General features: G+C 46.9%; 18 protein-coding genes. 17 read left to right on the top strand and 1 reads right to left on the bottom strand.

Going from position 1 to position 19,691, the window contains the following annotated elements; translation table 11 throughout:
- Window positions 1–83: 83 nt before the first annotated feature.
- The gene (locus B6K08_RS00250) at window positions 84–428 is read right to left on the bottom strand and encodes a cupin domain-containing protein (RefSeq protein ID WP_039206918.1); all 345 of its coding nucleotides are present in this window, start codon (window positions 426–428) and stop codon (window positions 84–86) included.
- Window positions 429–862: 434 nt separating this feature from the next.
- Between B6K08_RS00250 and B6K08_RS00245 the strand changes: the two genes are divergently transcribed.
- From B6K08_RS00245 to B6K08_RS00165, 17 genes are all read left to right on the top strand, one after another.
- Window positions 863–1,621 (top strand): YdcF family protein, encoded by a 759-nt coding sequence (locus tag B6K08_RS00245; RefSeq protein ID WP_080325154.1) that lies wholly within the window; start codon window positions 863–865, stop codon window positions 1,619–1,621.
- A 25-nt stretch (window positions 1,622–1,646) separates the two neighbouring features.
- Window positions 1,647–3,017, top strand: coding sequence for an MATE family efflux transporter (locus tag B6K08_RS00240; RefSeq protein ID WP_039206912.1), 1,371 nt, complete (start codon window positions 1,647–1,649; stop codon window positions 3,015–3,017).
- A gap of 63 nt (window positions 3,018–3,080) precedes the next feature.
- A complete protein-coding gene (locus B6K08_RS00235; RefSeq protein WP_039206910.1) occupies window positions 3,081–4,529 on the top strand; it encodes a glucose-6-phosphate isomerase in 1,449 nt (482 codons plus the stop codon).
- A gap of 139 nt (window positions 4,530–4,668) precedes the next feature.
- A complete protein-coding gene (locus B6K08_RS00230; protein ID WP_039206907.1) occupies window positions 4,669–5,280 on the top strand; it encodes a hypothetical protein in 612 nt (203 codons plus the stop codon).
- Window positions 5,265–6,530: a type II secretion system protein GspD gene (locus tag B6K08_RS00225; RefSeq protein ID WP_052211956.1), complete on the top strand. Its 1,266-nt coding sequence runs from the start codon at window positions 5,265–5,267 to the stop codon at window positions 6,528–6,530. Before B6K08_RS00230 ends, B6K08_RS00225 begins: the two co-directional genes overlap by 16 nt.
- A gap of 141 nt (window positions 6,531–6,671) precedes the next feature.
- Entirely contained in the window at window positions 6,672–7,343 is a 672-nt protein-coding gene (locus B6K08_RS00220) for a response regulator (RefSeq protein WP_027396814.1), read from the top strand.
- Window positions 7,344–7,456: 113 nt separating this feature from the next.
- A complete protein-coding gene (locus tag B6K08_RS00215) occupies window positions 7,457–8,104 on the top strand; it encodes a precorrin-2 dehydrogenase/sirohydrochlorin ferrochelatase family protein (RefSeq protein WP_039206904.1) in 648 nt (215 codons plus the stop codon).
- Window positions 8,079–9,359 carry a glutamyl-tRNA reductase gene (hemA, locus tag B6K08_RS00210; protein WP_039206940.1) on the top strand — a complete coding sequence of 427 codons (1,281 nt, stop codon included), beginning with the start codon at window positions 8,079–8,081 and terminating at the stop codon, window positions 9,357–9,359. Before B6K08_RS00215 ends, hemA begins: the two co-directional genes overlap by 26 nt.
- Complete coding sequence (hemC, locus tag B6K08_RS00205) at window positions 9,352–10,293, top strand: hydroxymethylbilane synthase (protein WP_080325153.1); 942 nt, start codon at window positions 9,352–9,354, stop codon at window positions 10,291–10,293. The genes hemA and hemC overlap by 8 nt, the downstream gene beginning before the upstream one ends.
- 300 nt (window positions 10,294–10,593) lie before the next feature.
- Complete coding sequence (gene cobA / locus B6K08_RS00200) at window positions 10,594–12,111, top strand: uroporphyrinogen-III C-methyltransferase (RefSeq protein WP_080325152.1); 1,518 nt, start codon at window positions 10,594–10,596, stop codon at window positions 12,109–12,111.
- Window positions 12,111–13,088, top strand: a complete 978-nt coding sequence (gene hemB / locus B6K08_RS00195) for a porphobilinogen synthase (protein WP_080325151.1) — start codon at window positions 12,111–12,113, stop codon at window positions 13,086–13,088. The genes cobA and hemB overlap by 1 nt, the downstream gene beginning before the upstream one ends.
- 23 nt (window positions 13,089–13,111) lie before the next feature.
- Window positions 13,112–14,431: a glutamate-1-semialdehyde 2,1-aminomutase gene (gene hemL, locus B6K08_RS00190; protein WP_080325193.1), complete on the top strand. Its 1,320-nt coding sequence runs from the start codon at window positions 13,112–13,114 to the stop codon at window positions 14,429–14,431.
- A gap of 83 nt (window positions 14,432–14,514) precedes the next feature.
- Window positions 14,515–15,444 carry a hypothetical protein gene (locus B6K08_RS00185; RefSeq protein ID WP_080325150.1) on the top strand — a complete coding sequence of 310 codons (930 nt, stop codon included), beginning with the start codon at window positions 14,515–14,517 and terminating at the stop codon, window positions 15,442–15,444.
- A gap of 161 nt (window positions 15,445–15,605) precedes the next feature.
- Window positions 15,606–17,141 (top strand): LPS-assembly protein LptD, encoded by a 1,536-nt coding sequence (locus B6K08_RS00180; protein ID WP_080325149.1) that lies wholly within the window; start codon window positions 15,606–15,608, stop codon window positions 17,139–17,141.
- An 11-nt stretch (window positions 17,142–17,152) separates the two neighbouring features.
- Window positions 17,153–18,154, top strand: a complete 1,002-nt coding sequence (locus B6K08_RS00175; RefSeq protein WP_234985124.1) for a bifunctional heptose 7-phosphate kinase/heptose 1-phosphate adenyltransferase — start codon at window positions 17,153–17,155, stop codon at window positions 18,152–18,154.
- A 30-nt stretch (window positions 18,155–18,184) separates the two neighbouring features.
- Window positions 18,185–18,661, top strand: a complete 477-nt coding sequence (gene rfaE2 / locus B6K08_RS00170; RefSeq protein ID WP_080325147.1) for a D-glycero-beta-D-manno-heptose 1-phosphate adenylyltransferase — start codon at window positions 18,185–18,187, stop codon at window positions 18,659–18,661.
- 1 nt (window position 18,662) lies between these two features.
- The gene (locus B6K08_RS00165; RefSeq protein ID WP_080325192.1) at window positions 18,663–19,691 is read left to right on the top strand and encodes a glycosyltransferase family 9 protein; all 1,029 of its coding nucleotides are present in this window, start codon (window positions 18,663–18,665) and stop codon (window positions 19,689–19,691) included.

Raw genomic sequence — 19,691 nt, 5'->3', positions numbered from 1 at the left:
CCCGTTGCTATTACGCAAATAGAGAAGCCCGTTCTGCGGTGTGCAGAGCGGGCTTTGAGTTTTAATATGAATTTGGCAATCAATTACAGAGTCTTGGAAATCAGAGCCATAAATACCAGATCCCCAGAGGAGGAGGCATTCTCGATGCCGTGGCCTTCCCCGTCAGGGCAGTAAGTAGTGGTGCCTACACCGATGGTCATTTCCTTGCCGTTATCATTGTAGAGAGCCTCACCCTGAAGAATGTGATAGGTCTCAGCATTGCCATGGTGCTCATGGAAACCAATGGAGCATCCAGGTGGAATGGTAACCTTGGCGAACATGTCGTTGCCACCCAGTTCCTTTTCTCCCAGGAGCTTTTCAATGGTGATGGTACCCTTGCCGCCAGCCTTGTTCTCAGCCTTTACGATGTTGCTTGTTAATGTCTGCATAGTTCTTTCTCTCCTTTATTACACAATATGATAACCATATTATCTCACTTATGGTATATTATAACGTAGTTGTTCATATTTTTCCTCTATTTAGAGGAAAAAATTCTTTATTGACGTTTCGTCGAGGCATAGGTTTTCTCGACATAACGTAGTTGTTCATATTTTTCCTCTAAAAAAAGAGGAAAATTATAGGCAGGGGACTGTTGAGCTTCACGCCGTCCCAGCCCTAAAACTTTTTCTTGCTCTTATATAGTGGCAAAAATCATAACTCGCTTCGTCCTAAAGGACCAGCTTCGCGTCGCTCAAACAGATGATTTTTCCCACTATAATCAAGGTATAGCAATAAAAAGTTTCTTAACGTACTGGGACTCAATGTTCAACTCAGCAGCCCCCTGCCTATATAATTATTCTTAAAGTTTTTATCGGAGCGCATTATGATTTATATATTAAAATTTGGTGCTAGCCTTCTCATGCCGCCGGGAGTTTTTATTCTAATATTCTTGGCGCTGGGAATATGGCTTTGGCGGAAAAATGAGAAAAGGGCTGCTTCCGTAGTCGGGGCGGTAACAATAGTATTTTATCTGCTGTCCACCTTTTGGATTTCAGGGATACTTATAGGTTCCTTGGAAAATAAGTATTCTATGCCAGAAAAATTTAATGGTGATTGTATTGTGATGCTTGGTGGTGGGGCCTTGTCCGGAACACCGGCATTAGGTGGTGAAGGCACTCTTTCCGGGGCGGCGGCCAGTCGTATGGTCTTGGTGGCCCAGCTGTATAAAAAGACTGGATTTCCCGTTATTGTCAGCGGTGGCCAGGTTTATGACGACAGCGGCAACGAAGCCCATATTGCCACTCGGGAGCTGATGCTTCTGGGGGTTCCGGAGGATAAAATATTTATCGAGGATAAGAGTCTTAATACACGGCAAAATGCCATATTTACATGTGAAATTATTAGACAACATGGCTGGAATAGGCCAATTTTGGTAACCTCTGCCTTTCACATGGACCGCTCGGTGCTGAATTTTGAAAAAGAGGGAGTGGAGGTTATTCCTGCCCCAGCAGATTTTCGCACAAATCGGCCCCAGAGCTTTAATATGAATAAGCTCCGTCCAAATGCAGATGCCCTGGGCGACAGTGTAATTTATATGCAGAAAAAGCTCAGAAGCGTGGTGACGCAGTATCTGGGTTATTGATAATCATAGAAAGTAAGGTCTTATAATGACAAAAAAATTAACCGAAGGTAGTCCTGCAAAGCTAATATTGTTTTTCACTTTGCCGCTAATTGGCGGAAATATTTTTCAGCAGCTATACAGCTTTGTTGATACCCTGATAGTAGGTCGTTTTTTGGGGGTTGAAGCCCTGGCAGCTGTGGGATGTACTGGCTGTATCATGTTTCTTACAGTGGGATTTATAATCGGCCTGTCATCGGGACTTTCCATATTTACTGGTCAGCGGTTTGGTGCCAAGGATTATGAGGGAGTTCATCACAGTGCTGCCGCTTGTTTGGTGCTGGGCCTGGCGGTTGGCTTTGTTTTGGCGGTAATCGGCTACGTCTTTTCGCGGGATGCCTTGGTATTTATGGATACGCCACCGGAAATACTGGAGGGGGCAGTGGCTTTTATTTCCATTGTCTGTGCTGGTATCCCGATTACAGTGGTTTTCATGCTGGAGGCAAATCTCATTAGAGCTTTGGGGGACAGCCGTGCTCCAACCTATATTTTGGCCACAGCCCTTATTATTAATATTATTGTGGAGCCTTTGTTTCTGCTGGTTTTTGAGTGGGGTATCCCGGGAGCTGCCTACGGCATCCTGGTGTCCCAGTTCATTGGTGGCGTAATTGTGGTTACCTACATTTGGAAAAGGGTTCCTCATTTGATAATTCGCCGTCGGGACTGGCAGTATCTTAATTGGGACTTTATGAAAAAGCATCTGGTCATTGCCTTGCCAATGGCCTTTCAGACTTCGATTATTGCCGTTGGTACCATTATTGTGCAGATGGCCCTGAATCGCCTTGGGCCTGTGGCAGTGGCAGCCTTTGCGGCGGCCCAGAAGGTGGAAATGATTGCCCTGATGCCAATGATGTCCTTTGGTATTGCCATGGCGGCATATACGGCACAGAATTATGGCGCAGGAAAATTTGCACGCATAAAAAAAGGCGTAAACCAGTGTATCCTCATGTCCGGAGCCTTCAGTATTCTTGTGGGGATATTTATTGTTATTTTTGGTCCAAACTTCATGGAGCTTTTTGTGGGGTCTGAGGAGATTGATGTAATTGAGCTGGGGCAGGTATATCTGGTAACCACTTCTGCGTGCTATATTGTGTTGGCACTGCTGTTTATTTATCGTAATACCCTACAGGGACTGGGACAGAGCTTTGTACCAACCTTTGCGGGTATTATGGAGCTGGTTATGAGGGCTATCGTGGGTCTGTGTTTCGTGGATACACTGGGCTTCTGGGGGGCCACCATTGCCAGTCCTGCAGCCTGGTTTGGCTCCTGTATTCCTTTGGCTGTGGCCTACTATTATACCCTTCGCAGGATGAAGAAAAATATTCGAAAACTAAAAAGGGAACAAATAATTTCAAAATAAACAAGGACTTTTGAACTGAATAGAGAAATATATAAGGTGAAAGACTTATAGGGGGGATTTTCTATGGAGTTAAAATTAAAATCCGGTTTTACCTTTGATTACGGCAATCTGGTAGGTGAAGGTAAGGTTACCAAGGATGACGTAAAGGAACTGGCTGGCAAGATTGATGAAGCCAACAAGGCTATCAAGGTAATGCGCGAAGAGGGCATTATCCGTGGTCATCTGTCCAAGGATGGCACTCCGGAGAAGGTTTATTTCTCCCAGCTGCCTTATGTGGAGGAGGGACATCTCAATTCTCCGGCTTCCATCAAGCATCTGAAGGAGCTGACTGCTTCCGTAAAGAATCGTGTGGATGCGGTGGTATCCCTGGGTATTGGCGGTTCCTATCTGGGGGACAAGGTTATTTTTGATGTTCAGTGTGGCGAGTTTTGGAATTCCATGACCACTGAGGAACGTGGTGGTATGCCAAAGATTTACTTCAGCGGCAACAACATTGATCCACGTCGCACCGGGGATTTAATCAAGGAGCTGGAGCGTTCAGCCCGTATTGCCAAGTCCCATCTGAAGCGCAAGCTGGTGGTGGATTTGATGGTTATTTCCAAATCCGGCGGCACTTTGGATACCATGTCCAATTTCATGGTTATCTATGAGGAGCTGAAGAAGAACCCGGATATCGAGGTGGAGGTAATTGCAGTTACTGATCCTAACGAGGAAAAGCCTACCATCCTGAAGAAGCTGGCCATGGACAACAATTGGCCGCAGTACAGTGTTCCTGATGGCGTTGGGGGACGCTTCTCCATTTTCTGTGATGTTGGCCTTGTGCTGGCGGCCGTATGCGGCTTTGATATTGAGGCTTTCCTCAATGGTGCCAAGGATATGGATATTGCCTGCCAGAACGAAGATGTATGGCAGAATCCGGCTCTCCTTAATGCAGTGCTGAAATATATTGCCTCTGAGAAATATGGCCGCGATATGGAAGTTATGATGCCTTATGGTGATTATCTGAAATCTGTTTCCGAATGGTACATTCAGCTGTTGGCTGAATCCCTTGGCAAGCAGGTGGACAGAAACGGCAAGGACGTGTACTATGGCCGTACCCCTATTGTGGCTGTGGGTACCACTGATATGCACGCTCAGACCCAGCAGCATCAGGAGGGCAAGCTGAACAAGGTGGTTCAGTTTATCAGAGTGGAAAATTGGGATACGGATTTTGTTATTCCAAATTCCTTCCCAGAGGTGAAGAAGCTGGCTGATATTTCCGGCGTAAAGATGAGTCAGGCTCTGGAGGTGGCCCGTCAGTCCAATGCGGATGCCTTGGCTTCCAACAACCGCTTCAATGCCCTGTTCTCACTGCCAAAGCTGGATGCCTATCATTTAGGCGAGCTCCTTTATATGCTGGCTTTGACCATTGCTTACGAGGGCGAGCTGGCAGATGTGGATGCCTTCAATCAGCCTGGTGTTGAGGCTTATAAGCGCATTATGGGGCCAAGTCTGCAGGCACTGAAGAAGTGATTTGTCATAGCGGATATATAAATCGTATACAATAAACTTTAAACTAAATAATTCAGTATTATATGGCAGAAATTCGCAAGCGTGTATCCTTTTGCATGGTTTTTCTGTCAGCATAATATGTCGAAAAGGAGAGGCAAAAATGCAGGGAATGATTCAATCCCTTGCTGAAAAGGCTGGCCGGCATTTATTGCAGTTAATGACATTGCTGAAGGAAAATATGCTGGCGCGGGTGGCTTTATTTACAGTCATCTGCGCCCTTATTTTTCCGGTATTTACGGTAATTGATGGCCTGGGAGACTCTTCTCAGGCCATTACTGCTTTTTCGGAGGGAACTGTAAGCAAGGAAAAGGAGGCTGTCAAAGGCGGCTTTAAGGAAATAAAGGGCATGAAGGAGGTTCAGGAGTTTAAGGGCCTGAATAATCCATTTGAGGAAGGACAAGGAAGGCAGGGGCGGCGAGATAAATTTAAGAAAAGTGGTATAACAGAAGCTGACAACAGAAATGCCAACGGGAAAAATCCTTCCAGGGAAAATACGAAGGAAGCCAAGGATAAAAAAGCTCCGAAAGGGATAGCTCCCAGGATAAAAGGTATTGTGGAGGGGAGCAGTGGTCCGGCGGTGTTGCTGGAGTACGGTGGAAGTCAATATATGCTGTCAACGGGAGATGTGGTGGACAATATATTCGTGGAGGCAGTGGGAGAGAACAGTGTTAAGGTGAATGTACAGGGGAGAATAATGTGGGTAGAAAGATAATAATTATGGGGCTGGTCATGGCCTTGATGAATGTATTTTGGGGTACTTATACCAGGGGTGAAGCCCTGTCCATGCGGGTGGCTGATGGCAGTGCAGCAGAGCTTATCCGCTTTGCGGCCCGGGAAGGTAATATTAATGTGATTATAGATAGCGGGGCGGACAGCCATGTGAGCGTAAATTTTCAGGATATCTCTCCACGGGAGGCCATTGATAAAATCGTGCTGGCCAGTGGTCTTAGCATCAGTGAGCGGGAAGGTACTTTAATAATTGGCAGGGGGAAAAATATTGTGTCCCAGCTGGGGCAGGTCCATGTGATACCGGTTGCCTATGGGGATTTGGAGGAGCTTAAAAGGGAAGCGGAGCTGTATTTTCAAAACAAGTATTTAACGGAACCGAAAAAAGCAGCTAAAAACAAGGAGACCAAGTCTGGAAAAGCATCTGAAAATGCCATCAGCAATGATATCAATAAGGAATCAGGGAAAAGCTCCCAGCGGGTTGATGTGGCTGGAAATAGCAGTAACAGTGGCAGCAATATCAGCAAAAATCCCCGGGTGGAGGTGGACATTAATACTCGTTCTCTGTTGGTATATGGTACTCCGGAGGAAGCCAGGGAAATAAGTCAGCTTTTAAAGAGGGTGGATATTCCGGCACCTCAGGTGGCTTTGGAAGCCAAGGTGGTGGCTATGAAGCGGGAGGATCTGGAGAAGCTGGGGGTGACCTGGGAGTGGACTAAAATTCCCCATGATTTTACATATGATGCCACATTGGATTTATTAATTTCCAAGGGCAAGGCCAAGGTGCTGTCAAGACCAAATATCGTCACCATGCAGGGGCGCGAGGCGGTTATAAATATTGGTGGAGAGGTTCCTGTCCCTGAGGTTTCCATTACAAATACCACCACCACTACCTCCATAAAATACAGGCCGGCTGGTATTCTTTTGCAGTGCCGTCCCTTTGTAAACGAGGATGGCTATATTGATTCCCTGCTGAATATTGAGGTCAGTGCCCCAAGCTATGTAAAGGAAATGAATGCCTACAGCTTTCAAAAGCGCTCAGCCCAGACCAGAGTGAGACTCAAGGACGGGGAAACTCTGGTTATCGGTGGTCTCATTAGCAGGGAGGAGATTAAGCAGCTTCAAAAGATTCCATTTTTGGGAGATATCCCTATTTTGGGAAACCTTTTCAAGGTAACCTCCTCTAAAGTGACGGAGGAGGAACTCACCATATTCATTAAGGCCACAATTTTGTGAGGCCACTAGAACAAAGGTCTTATGATAAAAGATAGTAAAAAAAGGCTATATGAAAAACCTTCAACAGATAATTCAAATATGGTATAATGTTGAAGTAATGAGTGGCTACACTTTTTGTAGTGAATGAAGTGAGGAATTACAATGGCGATAAGAGTGTTAATTGCTGATGATCATGCTCTTTTGAGACAGGGGCTTAAAAGAGTGTTAAATTTTGAAGATGATATTGAGGTTGTGGGAGAAACAGAGGACGGACAGGAGACATTGGCTAGGACTTTGGTGTTGCAGCCCGATATTTTATTACTGGATCTCAATATGCCTGGGCTGAATGGCTTGGACGTAGCCAGCCAGCTTCAAGCGGCCAAGTGTAATACCAAGATTATTGCCCTGACGATTCATGATAATGACAATTATGTATTGGAAATGCTGAAGAATGGTGCTTCTGGTTATCTTCTGAAGGATGTGGAGCCGGATATGCTCATTAAGGCCATTCACATCGTCTATGAGGGTGGCGCCTATATTTATCCTGAGCTGGAGGAGCGCATTTTCGGCAGCCTTTGTGTGGAGGACGATATTAACGAGAAGGCCAAGGAGCTGTGGCGCACTGGTCGCGGTGAACGCCTTACCGCCAGAGAGCTGGATGTGCTGTCCTGCATTGCCAAGGGCTTCAGCAACCAGGACATTGCTCAGGCCCTGTTTGTCAGCGAGAAGACAGTTAAGAACCATCTTACCAACATTTTCCGTAAGCTGAATGTTAATGATCGTACTCAGGCCCTTATTTATGTTTTGAAGCATAATATCATGAAACTTGACTAAGACAACCTATGAGCCATGGCACCGCCTGCTGTGGCTCTTTTAATTTGCCCGTGAGTGGTGTATAATTATAAAGATGAATATGATTCATTTAATTGCTTTTTGAAGAGGATAAAATGTATCCAATCAATTTGAAGCTTGATAACAGAAAATGTGCCGTGGTGGGTGGCGGTAAGGTGGCCTGCAGAAAGATTGGCAGGCTGCTGGAAAATAACGCCCGGATAACGGTTATATCCCCTGAGGCGGACAGTGAAATTCAAGACTGGGCCCGGGAGAATAAAATTACATGGAAACAGGAGACTTACAGTAAGGATTTGCTGGAAGGCTTTTTTTGTGTCTTTTGTGCCACGGATAACGGTGATGTGAATCGTCAGGCGGCAATGGATGCCAAGGCGGCTGGTATTCTGGTGAATGTGGCCAGCGAGCCGGAGCTTTGCGATTTTACGGTTCCCGGTGTGGTAAATCGGGGAAGACTTCAATTTACCGTGTCCAGTGAGGGGGCCAGTCCCGCCTATACCCGCTTACTCAGACAGGATCTGGAAAAGCGGTATCATCATGGCTTTGGGGAAATGGCAGATTTTATTAACAGCATCCGTCAGGAGCTTATCCACGAAAAAAAAGAAGACAAGGCTGCCACCTCCCAACAGCGACAGAAAATTTGGCGTCAGGCGCTGACACCAGAAATAATAGAATTAATTTACAATCAGGATTTGGATAGGGCGAAAAATGAAATCAGGAATGCAATTAATCGCGCTGGGTCTTAACCACAGAACAGCCCCCGTAGAAGTGCGGGAAAAATTCAGCCTGTCCCCGGAGACTATCCGGGAGGGCCTAAAAAAACTATATAAATATGAGCATCTCCACGAGGCCGTGGTCCTTTCCACCTGCAATCGTAGTGAGATATATGCGGTGGTTAGCCGGGGATGCAGCAACGCCTTGGCCAGCTTTTGGGGGGATCTGAACAAAACGGAATGCTCCCAGGAGTTTTTCCATCGCTACACCTATAAATATGAGGATGAGGACTGCATAGAGCACTTGCTGCGGGTTACCGCCAGCCTTGATTCTTTGGTTATTGGTGAGGGACAGATTCTCAGCCAGGTGAAGCATGCTTATGCCATTGCCCAGACTGCAGGGGCCACTGGTACTATTTTGAATCTTATGTTCAATAGGGCCATTGCTGCGGGCAAAAGAGTGCGCACCGAAACCCGAATTGCCTTTAATGCAGTATCTGTCAGCTATGCGGCAGTAGAGCTGGCAAAGGGTACCTTTGGAGATTTTTCCAATAGCAGTGTTCTGCTCTTTGGTGCGGGAAAAATGGCGGAGCTTACAGCCACCCATCTTATAAGCCATGGCTTGAAGAACCTTTATGTGGCCAATCGTCATATTGAAAGGGCAGAGCAGCTGGCAGATAAGTACGGTGGCATAGCTGTGGACCTTAATGATGTGTTTGAGCTTCTGGACAAGGTGGATATTATCATAACCTCCACCGGTGCTCCCCATTATGTTATTTACAAGCGGGAAATGGTCCATGTTATGGCAGCCCGTCAGGGGAAGCCCTTGATGTTAATAGATATTGCTGTACCGCGGGATGTGGAGCCGGATGTGGGCTGTCTTGCGGGGGTGAAGCTCTATAACATTGACGACCTGGAGGCTGTGGTGGATGACAATCTCCACGAGCGACAGCGTGAAGCCGTCAGGGCCCAGCGTATAATTCAGGAAGAGGTGGACGCTCTCTTGGAGCGGTTTAACTACCTTTCCATGCAGCCGGTTATGGCTCAGCTCACGGACAAGGCAGAATTTATTCGGGAGTGGGAGCTGAAGAGAGCCATGCGGAAGCTGCCGGAGCTCACAGAGGAAGAATACAAGGTTGTTGATAAAATGACCCACATGATAGTGCGCAAGATGCTTCGGGATCCTATGCGCATGGTTAATAATACAGCAGGCACCTCGCGGGAAAGAGTGCTGAAATTTGCCATCCGCAAGCTGTTTAAGCTGCAGGAGGAATCCATAGATGAGTGACAATAAAAAAGAAAAAATCGTAATCGGCACCCGCAGCAGCCAGTTGGCCCTGTGGCAGGCGGATTACATTGCAGATAGACTGAGAAAACAGTATCCGGGTCTGGTGGTGGAAAGGGTGCTTATGACCACCAAGGGGGATAAAATTCTTGATGCCCCATTGGCTAAAATCGGTGGTAAGGGACTTTTTACCAAAGAACTGGAAACGGCCATGCTTAATGGTGATATTGATATAGCAGTACACAGCCTGAAGGATATGCCCGTGGAGGTGCCTGAGGGACTGAAGATAACTGCAGTTACCCAGCGGGAGGACCCGGGAGATGTACTGGTAAGTCCTAAATATAAGCTGTTCAGCGAGCTGCCTAAGGGGGCCAAAATCGGTACCTCCAGCCTCAGAAGAAAGGCCCAGCTCCTAAGTGCAAGGCCGGACCTTACCATTTGTGATTTACGGGGAAATGTAAATACCCGTCTGAAAAAGCTGGAGGAGGAAAACTTCGATGGCATCATCTTGGCTGCGGCTGGCTTGAAGCGTCTGGGCTTTGGCAGTCGAATTACCGATGTGCTGGACAAGAAGGTTTGTCTCCCGGCAGTGGGCCAGGGGGCTCTGGCTGTGGAGTCAAGGGCTGATGACAAAGAGGTCAATGAACTGGTGGCCTTCCTTAACGATGATGACACACTGACTTGCACCAAGGCCGAGCGGTCCTTTTTAAACCGTGTTCAGGGTGGCTGTCAGGTCCCTGTGGGCGTATACGGCACCATGAATGATGGCGTCCTCAATGTGGAGGGGGTTATAGCCTCCCTGGACGGCAGCAAGGTCTACAGAGACCACATCATGGGCCAGCCAGCTGATGCAGAAGCTATAGGCCAGCAGCTGGCAGACCGTCTTCTGGAAGCCGGCGGCCGAACAGTTCTTGCAGAGCTAGGTATAGAGCTGTAATAAAGATAAAAGAAGCGGTGAAGCATTTTCGGCTTCATGCGAAAAATTCCCCCGCTTTATTAAGTGATAATTATAGTACATGAAGTGGCAAATGACAGTTGACTAGCGCGGTTGAACAGGTCACGTTAAGAAAATATTTTTTACATACCTGCATTAGTGATAAAAATTATTTGTTTGAGCGTAGCGAGTTATAATTTTTATCGCTATTAAAATAATTGTAAAAAATATTTTTAGTGACCTGTTCTTGCGATAGGCAACTGTTATCTGCCAATATTAAGGAGATAACATAAGGAGAACAATATGGCAGGAAAAGTATTTCTCGTTGGCGCCGGTCCCGGAGACTATCGCCTCTTAACCATAAAGGCAGTGGATTGCCTTAAAATAGCCGATACCGTTGTATATGACCGTCTGGCAGACCCACGAATCCTTCAGTACGCCCCAAAGAATGCAGAATACATCTACGTAGGCAAGGCCTCCAGCCAGCACACCATGACCCAGGACAAAATTTGTCAGCTTCTGGTGGATTTGGCCAAGGAGGGCAAGACTGTAGTACGCCTTAAGGGTGGCGACCCATTTGTCTTTGGCCGTGGTGGCGAAGAAGCCCTGCTTCTGAAGGAAAACAATCTGCCCTTTGAAGTGGTACCAGGGGTTACATCAGCCATTTCAGTACCAGCCTATGCGGGAATTCCTGTTACCCATCGCGGGGTAGCAGCATCCTTTTCCGTAATCACCGGCCACGAGGACCCTACCAAGGAAACCTCTGACATTAACTGGCCACAGCTGGCCAAGGCCACGGACACTCTCGTATTCCTCATGGGTGTGGCCAACCTGCCTAAGATCACTTCAAAGCTCATTGAAAACGGCAGACCAGCCTCTACTCCTATTGCCATTATCCGTTGGGGCACCAAGCTGAAGCAGCAGGTGTGGACCAGCACCCTGGATGATGCGGCGGATATGGCCAAGCGGGAAGCCATTAAGCCACCATGCATTTTCCTTGTGGGTGATGTGGTAAATCTGCGGAAGGATTTGGCATGGTTTGACAATGTGGCCATGAAGCCGCTCTTTGGAAAGAAAATTTTGGTGACCCGTTCTCGGGCTCAGGCTTCCAAGCTCACCTTCCAGCTGGAGGAGTTAGGGGCAGAGTGCATGGAGGCGCCTGCTATTTCCATTAAGGCCCCATCAGATGATTACAAGGCTTTGGACAAGGCTATTGAGAGCCTTGATAAATATAACTGGCTTATTCTCACCTCTGCCAACGGTGTAGAGCACTTCTGGCAGCGTCTGGATAAGGCTGGTAAGGATGCCAGAGCACTGGCTAGTGCCAAAATTTGTGCTATAGGCTCTGCTACAGCAGATGCATTGAAGGCCCATGGTCTGGTGGCTGATGTAGTACCAGATCGCTATCAGGCGGAGGGCATTATTGATGCCCTTAAGGGCGAGATTAAAGATGGCACCAAAGTGCTTATTCCTAGAGCAGTAGAGGCAAGGGAAATCCTTCCAGAGGCTCTTAGAAAAGCCGGGGCGGAGGTTGATGTGGTTCCAGCCTATGAAACAGTTATGGGAGATGGAGATGCTGAGGAAATCAAGAAGGAATTGGCAGCAGGCAATATTGATGCCGTAACCTTCACCAGCTCCTCCACTGTAACTAACTTCCTCAAGCTGCTTGGGGGAGATACGGATCTCCTTAGCAAGGTGAAGCTGGGTGCCATCGGCCCGATTACTGCCGAAACCATGAAGAAAAATGGCCTTACTGTAAGCGTTGAGGCCAAGGAATATACTATTGACGGCCTTGTGGAGGCCCTGAAGGAGGCATTTTGATGATTGAGCAGAAGCTGCGCCCTCGTCGTATGCGTATCAGTGAAAATGTTCGTGCCATGGTTAGGGAGACGAACCTCTCTGCCAAGGATTTTGTTTACCCAATGTTTGTTATTCCAGGGGAAAACAAAAAGGAAGAAATTTCCAGTATGCCGGGCTGTTACCGCTATTCTGTGGATTTGGCAGTGAAGCTGGCCAAGGAGATTTATGAGCTGGGTATTCCCTCTGTGGAGGTATTCGGTCTTCCGGAATACAAGGACGAAATTGGTTCCAGTGCCTGGGATATGAATTCCCCGGTTCAGCGGGCCATTAAGGCTATCAAGGAAGCAGTGCCAGAGCTGGTTATTATCGGCGATGTATGCCTTTGCCAGTACACCAGCCATGGTCATTGCGGTCAGCTTTGTGGCCACTATGTGGATAATGATGCTACGTTGAAGCTCCTCCAAAAGGTGGCTGTAAGCCAGGCCCAGGCCGGCGCAGATATTATCGCCCCATCAGATATGATGGATGGTCGCGTGGCAGCCATTCGTGAAGCATTGGATGAAAATGGTTTTATCAACGTATCCATCATGTCCTATGCGGTGAAATACGCTTCTGGCTATTATGGCCCATTCCGTGATGCGGCGGATTCTGCACCACAATTTGGTGATCGCCGTGCTTATCAGATGGATCCAGCTAATAGCCGTGAGGCCATGAAGGAAGTGGAGCTGGATCTGGCAGAGGGGGCTGATATTATTATGGTGAAGCCTGCTCTTGCCTACATGGATATTATTTCCAAGGTTCGTGACCGCATTAATTTACCAGTGGCCTGCTACAATGTAAGTGGCGAATACGCCATGGTGAAGGCAGCTGCTGCCAATGGCTGGATTGATGAAAAGCGCATTGTGCTGGAAACACTTACCAGCATGAAACGGGCTGGTGCCGATATTATTATTACCTATCATGCAATTGACGCCGCCAAGTGGCTTATGGAGAAATAAAAATCAGCAGAAAGGAATATAATATGCTTAATTTAGAGAAATCTGCCGCAGCTTTTGAAGAAGCGAAGACCTTAATGCCTGGCGGCGTAAACAGCCCTGTCCGTTCCTATAGAAATGTGGACTGCAACCCTCCCTTTATTGAGAGAGCTGAGGGCTCCCATATTTACGATATTGACGGCAATGAATATATAGATTATGTGGGCTCCTGGGGCCCAATGGTGGTAGGTCATGCTCATCCTCAGGTGGTAAAGGCCTTGCAGGAGGCGGCCACCCGTGGCACTAGCTATGGAGCTCCTACCCTTATTGAAAGCGAGCTGGCCAAGCTGGTAATGGAGGTATATCCTTCCATTGAGGTTATCCGCATGGTTAACTCCGGCACTGAGGCCACCATGAGTGCATTGCGTTTGGCCCGTGGATTCACTGGGCGCAACAAGATTTTGAAGTTTATCGGCTGCTATCACGGACATAGTGACAGCCTTTTGGTTAAGGCTGGTTCTGGTTTGGCTACCTTTGGCGTTCCGGACAGCCCTGGTGTTACTCCTGGTACTGCCAATGACACCATTACCATTCCATATAACGATTTTGAAGCCTTTACTGAGGTTATGGAAAAGAGCGGTCATGAGATTGCGGCTGTTATTGTGGAGCCAGTGGCTGGCAATATGGGATTGGTACTGCCAAAGCCGGGATATCTTGATCTTCTGAGAAAGCTCACCAAGGAAACTGGTTCGTTGCTGATTTTCGATGAAGTAATGTGCGGCTTCAGAGCATCCTTGGGCGGTGCCCAGAAGGCCTATGCAGTTACCCCTGATCTCACTTGCCTTGGTAAGATTATTGGCGGCGGACTTCCGGTAGCAGCCTACGGCGGTCGCCGTGATATTATGAATCACATAGCTCCAGCTGGTCCTGTATATCAGGCGGGTACCCTTTCCGGAAACCCATTGGCCATGACAGCTGGCTTGGAAACACTGAAGATTATCACTGAGGAGCCGGAGCCGGGAGAACCGGATTACAGCCGTGTTCTCACCATCAAAACCAAGAAGCTGGTGCTGGGGGTTGCCCAGAAGGCAAAGGAAGCCGGTGTAACCCTTCAGGTGCAGCAGGCGGGCTCCATGTTTGGCTTCTTCTTTAACGATGAGGAAGTAGTGGACTATGAAACCTCAGCGGCGTCCAATCAGGAGGCCTTCAAGGTGTGGTTCAAGGCCATGCTGGAGCAGGGCATCTATCTGGCCCCATCCCAGTTTGAAACACTGTTCATGTCCGGTGCCCACACCGATGAAGACATCGATAAAACCATCGAAGCTGCAGGAGTCGCCCTTAAAAAGGTTGCAGAGTTCTTAAAATAATCCATTTTTATTCATATTTTAATCAGATTTAAATGTTACGATTATAATATCCACTTGAATACTAAAAGTAGGAGGATTTTGAAATGCTTAAGAAATTATTCAGTATCTTTTTAAGCGGTGTGTTCCTGGTATCTTCTCTGGGTACGGCAGCAGCAGAGGTTCCAAACACCGCCAACGGCAAGCTGGGATCTGTGGAAACAGTTACCTACGGTCAGGAGCAGACCGGTGCCATCGTAGAACGAATTAAAAAGCTGGAAAAGGATTATGAGTGCAGCAACACCAGCGGTGGTATGATGAACCGCATCAATAACCTGTACGACACCACCTTTGATAATTCTTCCAGCCCATCCCTTATTACCCAGCTCAACGCTTTGGAGTGGACCATTTCCCACAAGGTAAGTGCAGACCCTATCCAGAAGCGCATCAGCGATATGGAGCTGCAGATTAATGGCAAGAATTCCGATGCCTCCATCAAGAAACGCATTGAAGGATTGGCAACCTTTGCCTTTGGCAGCACCACTATTCCACTGAGCCAGGTGAATGTACCAGCCAACACCTTGGTAAAGATTTCTCTGGTAACTCCAATTAACGCCAAGGAATTGAAAAAGGGCGATATTATTAAGTTCAAGGCAGCAGAGGATGTTATCGAAAATGACATGCTTCTCATAACTGCCGGTGCCTTGGGTGAAGGCGAAGTTACCGATGTGTCCCAGGCTCAGAACTTTGGCCGTGATGCTAAGATAAACATTGATTTTAAGGACATGGAGGCCGTGGATGGCACTAAGATTGACATGACCTTGGGTGAGGAAGCCAAGGAAAACATGGAGCAGATGGGCATGGCAGCCGGTGCCAGCCTGGCTGGCATGATTATTCTTGGACCTATCGGTATTATTGGCGGTGCCTTTGTAAAGGGCAAGAACATAAATCTCCCTGAGGGCACTGAGATGTATCTCCAGACCGAAAAGGATTGCTCGATATACGCTATTCCAACCACCAGCGCTGAGCAGTTCTGATTCATCATTAAAAAGTTAAAATATTCATGTAGCCTCTTCCGATAAATTATTATTATCGGAAGGGGCTTTCTTGTGTTATATGGTTAAATGGAGTATCATATAGTAGAGTATGTATGCAATTAAGGGCAACTGTGCCCATTTATAGATAGGGGATACATTTGATGAAGAGAAATACCAAGGCATTGTTGTGTGCCGGATTGATGGCTGTTAGTCTTGTCCTGCCACAAATAGCAGACGCATCCAAATATACTGCCAGTACTGATACCAATGCTAATGTATTGGATTATTTGGAAAACAACAAACGCTCAGCTAGGGAAAATGCCATTACCGACGAGCAGAAACAACTGGTGCATGATGCTTTTGAAATGCGAAAAAATCTACGGGACCCATTGGATCCTACCAAGAATGTTCCGGTGGCAATGGAAGGTGACGAGCTTTTTTATGATCAGCGTAATGGTGATTTTTATGCCATAGGACAAGTTAATATTACCTCCTTGGATGCCCAGCGTTTTCAGACTGAAGAGGTCAACGGTAATATACAAAATACTGAGGTTAATGTGCCTGGTAAGGGACACATGGTTCAGATGACTCCGGGACAGGCCAAAATTGTTATGGATGGCTATAAAATCCAGTATAACTATGGTAAAAAGACCGGCAGTATGGAAGATGCCAGTGGCAAGATTGACCATGAGTACATTAAGGGCAAGCGCATCGAGATGTATCCTGATAAAATCATTGTTTATGATGGCACCATGACCAAGTGCTCCGCCATAAATCCTGATTATCATACATCTGCCTCCAAAATAGAGGTTTATCCTGGGGACAAGATGATATGTTATGATTTGAAATTCTGGCTTGGGCATGTGCCAGTATATTCCACCAAGAAGCGGACCTTTAGATTGGATCAAGAGGATGACCAGACAGATTTGCCTAAGGTGGGTTATACCAACGATGACGGTTGGTGGATCAGCAAGGACTTCCGCTATAATTTAGCTAAACGGCTATATATTGATTCGGAGGTTAAATACACAGGTAAGCATGGCTTCCGCAGTCATGCCGATCTGGTTCACAACAATATGTTGGGTACTTTTAAGGTTTTGTATGGTTACTATGAAAGTTCAAACAATAAATGGGTTAAGAAGGAGCCTTCCTTTACATATTCTAAATCTATCCCTTTGGGCAGTTTACCATTGTCTTTGGGGCTTAGCTATGAACGTGGTAAGTGGAGTCAGAACGATATCCACAGTATCCACACCTATTATGGAATCTCTTTAAGTCATAAGACCATTAATTTAGGTGGCAACCATAAACTGGATTTGAGTACAAGCTATTCCATTACCAATGAGTCTGCCAATGATTCCAGTATCCGAGGTTTTGGCTATACAGCTCTGCTGCGCCGTGATGTGGATAAGCGTTGGTCATACTACACCAGATATAGCTATTCCCAGGCGAATACAAAGAATTCTCTCTTTGACTATGATTTGGACAGCTATTCCCGTAAGTTGTCTGCGGGCTTTAGCTATAAGTTCAGTGACCATGATAGGGTAGTGGTTGGTTCAGCTTTCGATGTGGATGATAGATCATTGGCTGATATGGATCTTTACTGGTTGCATGATTTCCATTGTCTCCAGTTGATTTCCCGTTATCGTGTTAAGCGTCATCAGATAAATGTAACATTACAATTTAATCCTTGGTAATTAAGGAGCAAATGATGGATAGGGAAAAATTATTAAATGTTATAGATAAAATCAATGGCTCAGAGGTCTTGGTAATCGGCGATATGATAGCAGATATCTACCTTGAGGGCACCATTTCCCGCATATCCAGGGAAGCACCTGTTTTGGTGCTGGAGCAGGCTGCCGAAAAGGTGGTGGCCGGAGGTGCCGCCAATGTGGTAAACAATGCGGCAACCCTTGGTGGTAATGTTCACGCCGCAGGCCTTTTAGGTGATGACAACGGTGCCAAGGGCCTTACAGAAATCCTTACTGGACGTGGGGTTGATGTGGCAGGCTTTATAAAGGATGCCAGCCGTGACACCATTTCCAAAACCCGGGTTATTGCCGGGGGACGAACTACTGTTAGTCAACAGATTGTCCGCATTGACAAGGAAACCAAAGAACCAATGTACTCAGAGCATGAGACTGCTATGTCACAGTACTTGGCAGAAGTTCTGCCAAAGGTTAAGGGAGTAGTTCTCAGCGATTATGGCAGTGGTACTATTACAGAGAAGCTGAAAAATCAGATTTTTGACTATTGTCATCAGAATGATATCCCTACCATTGTGGATTCCCGCTATGATATTCTCCGCTTTAAAACAGTGGATTATATTAAGCAAAACGATGCGGAGCTGGCTAACGCCGTGGGGCGCACTCTGAATAATGAGGAGGAGCTTATAGCTGCCGGCAAGGAGCTCCTGGAAAAAATGGAAGCCAAGGGAGCCCTTATTACCCGTGGGGAACAGGGCATGACCCTATTTATGGCCGACGGCAGTGTGGAAAACATCCCAGTTTCCGATAAGAGCGAGGTATTTGATGTTTCCGGTGCCGGCGATACCTGTGTAGCTACAGTTATATTGGCCTTGGCAGCAGGGGTGGAGCCATTGACGGCAGCAACCTTGTCAAATATAGCTTCCGGGATTGCCGTAAGAAAAATGGGTACTTCCACCGTAAGTGCCAAAGAGCTTAGAGATTATATTACTAAACATATGTAAGGGGTATTCCCTTGCTTTAAGGTATTTATTATGCTTATAGATGGTTCAAAAATAGCAGAATTTTGTAAGGTCCTGCGGGAGGGCGGACAGAAAGTGGTATTTACCAATGGCTGTTTCGATATTCTTCATGCAGGTCATGTGAGATATTTGAAAAAAGCCCGCTCCTTTGGGGACTGTCTGGTGCTGGGCCTTAATAGTGATGCCTCTGTACGGCGCATTAAGGGGCCTGCCCGGCCTATTAACTGTCAGGAGGATAGGGCAGAGGTGGCAGATGCCTTGGGGTGCGTGGATTATGTAGTTATTTTCGACGAGCCTACAGCTGAGTCACTTATTACCAAGGTCCATCCCGATGTTTATGTAAAGGGTGGGGATTATACCTTGGATACACTTCCGGAGGGGCAAATCGTCAAGGCCTACGGCGGAGAAGTGGAGCTGGTAACTCTTGTAGAGGGCCGTTCCACCACTAATATCATCAATAAAATTCAGGCAGGTGACAGCAATGGCTAATATAAAAAGTGTTCTTGTAGTAAAGCTTAGTGCCATTGGCGATGTGATTCACGCCCTGCCGGTGTCATATGCCATTAAGGAGACATATCCAGATGCAAAAATTACCTGGGTAGTGGAGCCACCGGCTTACGACTTGTTAAAAAACAACCCATATATAGACAAGATTATTGTTTTTGAAAAGAAGAAATTTAAGTCCTTTAAGGGCTTTTTAAAAAATTACGGACCTTTTTCCAAGATTATTAGGGCAGATCGTTATGATGCTTCCTTGGATTTGCAGGGACTCTTTAAGTCCGCAGCAATTGTGTGGAACGCCAAGGCCCGTCTTCGTCTTGGCACCTGCAATATGCGGGAAATGTCCCATAAGATAAGTCGCCCGGTAGTTGGTCCTAATTCCAATGGTCACATTGTGGAGCGCTATCTGGACGTTGCCAGGGCTCTGGGATGTAAAGTGGAAAATGTGGTATTTCCCATGGAAATCACAGAGCGTGACCGTATAGGGGCTGAAGGCGCCATGCAGCAGGCGGGAGCTCGTATGGAGAATCCCTATGTGGTGCTTGCTGTGGGAGCCAACTGGCCCAATAAGCGTTGGCCAACCAGATATTATGCTCAGCTCTCTGACTGGCTTTATGGGATGAAAATTATTCCGGTTATTATCGGTGGTGGTGTTTTGGACAGCACTTTGGCGGCAGATATTGAAGCTGCGGCAGAAATTCCACCGATTAATTTAGTAGGTAAAACTTCGTTAAAGCAGCTTGCCTATATTATTCAACAGTCTCAAGCTGTAGTTGGTGGCGATACTGGCCCCGTTCACCTGTCTGCAGGCCTTGGAAAGCCAACGGTAATGGTGATGGGTCCTACAGATGCCAACCGTAATGGTCCTTATGGACAGCTGGAAAATGCCATTGAGGCCAACCGTCCATGCAAATATTGCTGGAAAAGGGCTTGCCCTAAGGGACTGGAGTGCCTGTCAGTGATTCACCCCGATGAGGTTGAAAAGAAGCTGTTGGCACTGCTAAAAAATGACAAGTAA

It is taken from the genome of Anaerovibrio lipolyticus DSM 3074, assembly GCF_900141865.1.
GTDB lineage: Bacteria > Bacillota > Negativicutes > Selenomonadales > Selenomonadaceae > Anaerovibrio > Anaerovibrio lipolyticus.
This window is presented reverse-complemented; position numbering and strand designations above follow the sequence as displayed.

What these genes read in the sequence shown, in the direction of transcription:
- B6K08_RS00250 (WP_039206918.1), bottom strand. Translation starts at nt 428, where the DNA reads ATGCAGACATTAACAAGCAACATCGTAAAGGCTGAGAACAAGGCTGGC.
- B6K08_RS00245 (WP_080325154.1), top strand. Translation starts at nt 863, where the DNA reads ATGATTTATATATTAAAATTTGGTGCTAGCCTTCTCATGCCGCCGGGA.
- B6K08_RS00240 (WP_039206912.1), top strand. Translation starts at nt 1,647, where the DNA reads ATGACAAAAAAATTAACCGAAGGTAGTCCTGCAAAGCTAATATTGTTT.
- B6K08_RS00235 (WP_039206910.1), top strand. Translation starts at nt 3,081, where the DNA reads ATGGAGTTAAAATTAAAATCCGGTTTTACCTTTGATTACGGCAATCTG.
- B6K08_RS00230 (WP_039206907.1), top strand. Translation starts at nt 4,669, where the DNA reads ATGCAGGGAATGATTCAATCCCTTGCTGAAAAGGCTGGCCGGCATTTA.
- B6K08_RS00220 (WP_027396814.1), top strand. Translation starts at nt 6,672, where the DNA reads ATGGCGATAAGAGTGTTAATTGCTGATGATCATGCTCTTTTGAGACAG.
- B6K08_RS00215 (WP_039206904.1), top strand. Translation starts at nt 7,457, where the DNA reads ATGTATCCAATCAATTTGAAGCTTGATAACAGAAAATGTGCCGTGGTG.
- hemA (WP_039206940.1), top strand. Translation starts at nt 8,079, where the DNA reads ATGCAATTAATCGCGCTGGGTCTTAACCACAGAACAGCCCCCGTAGAA.
- hemC (WP_080325153.1), top strand. Translation starts at nt 9,352, where the DNA reads ATGAGTGACAATAAAAAAGAAAAAATCGTAATCGGCACCCGCAGCAGC.
- cobA (WP_080325152.1), top strand. Translation starts at nt 10,594, where the DNA reads ATGGCAGGAAAAGTATTTCTCGTTGGCGCCGGTCCCGGAGACTATCGC.
- hemB (WP_080325151.1), top strand. Translation starts at nt 12,111, where the DNA reads ATGATTGAGCAGAAGCTGCGCCCTCGTCGTATGCGTATCAGTGAAAAT.
- hemL (WP_080325193.1), top strand. Translation starts at nt 13,112, where the DNA reads ATGCTTAATTTAGAGAAATCTGCCGCAGCTTTTGAAGAAGCGAAGACC.
- B6K08_RS00185 (WP_080325150.1), top strand. Translation starts at nt 14,515, where the DNA reads ATGCTTAAGAAATTATTCAGTATCTTTTTAAGCGGTGTGTTCCTGGTA.
- B6K08_RS00180 (WP_080325149.1), top strand. Translation starts at nt 15,606, where the DNA reads ATGAAGAGAAATACCAAGGCATTGTTGTGTGCCGGATTGATGGCTGTT.
- B6K08_RS00175 (WP_234985124.1), top strand. Translation starts at nt 17,153, where the DNA reads ATGATGGATAGGGAAAAATTATTAAATGTTATAGATAAAATCAATGGC.
- rfaE2 (WP_080325147.1), top strand. Translation starts at nt 18,185, where the DNA reads ATGCTTATAGATGGTTCAAAAATAGCAGAATTTTGTAAGGTCCTGCGG.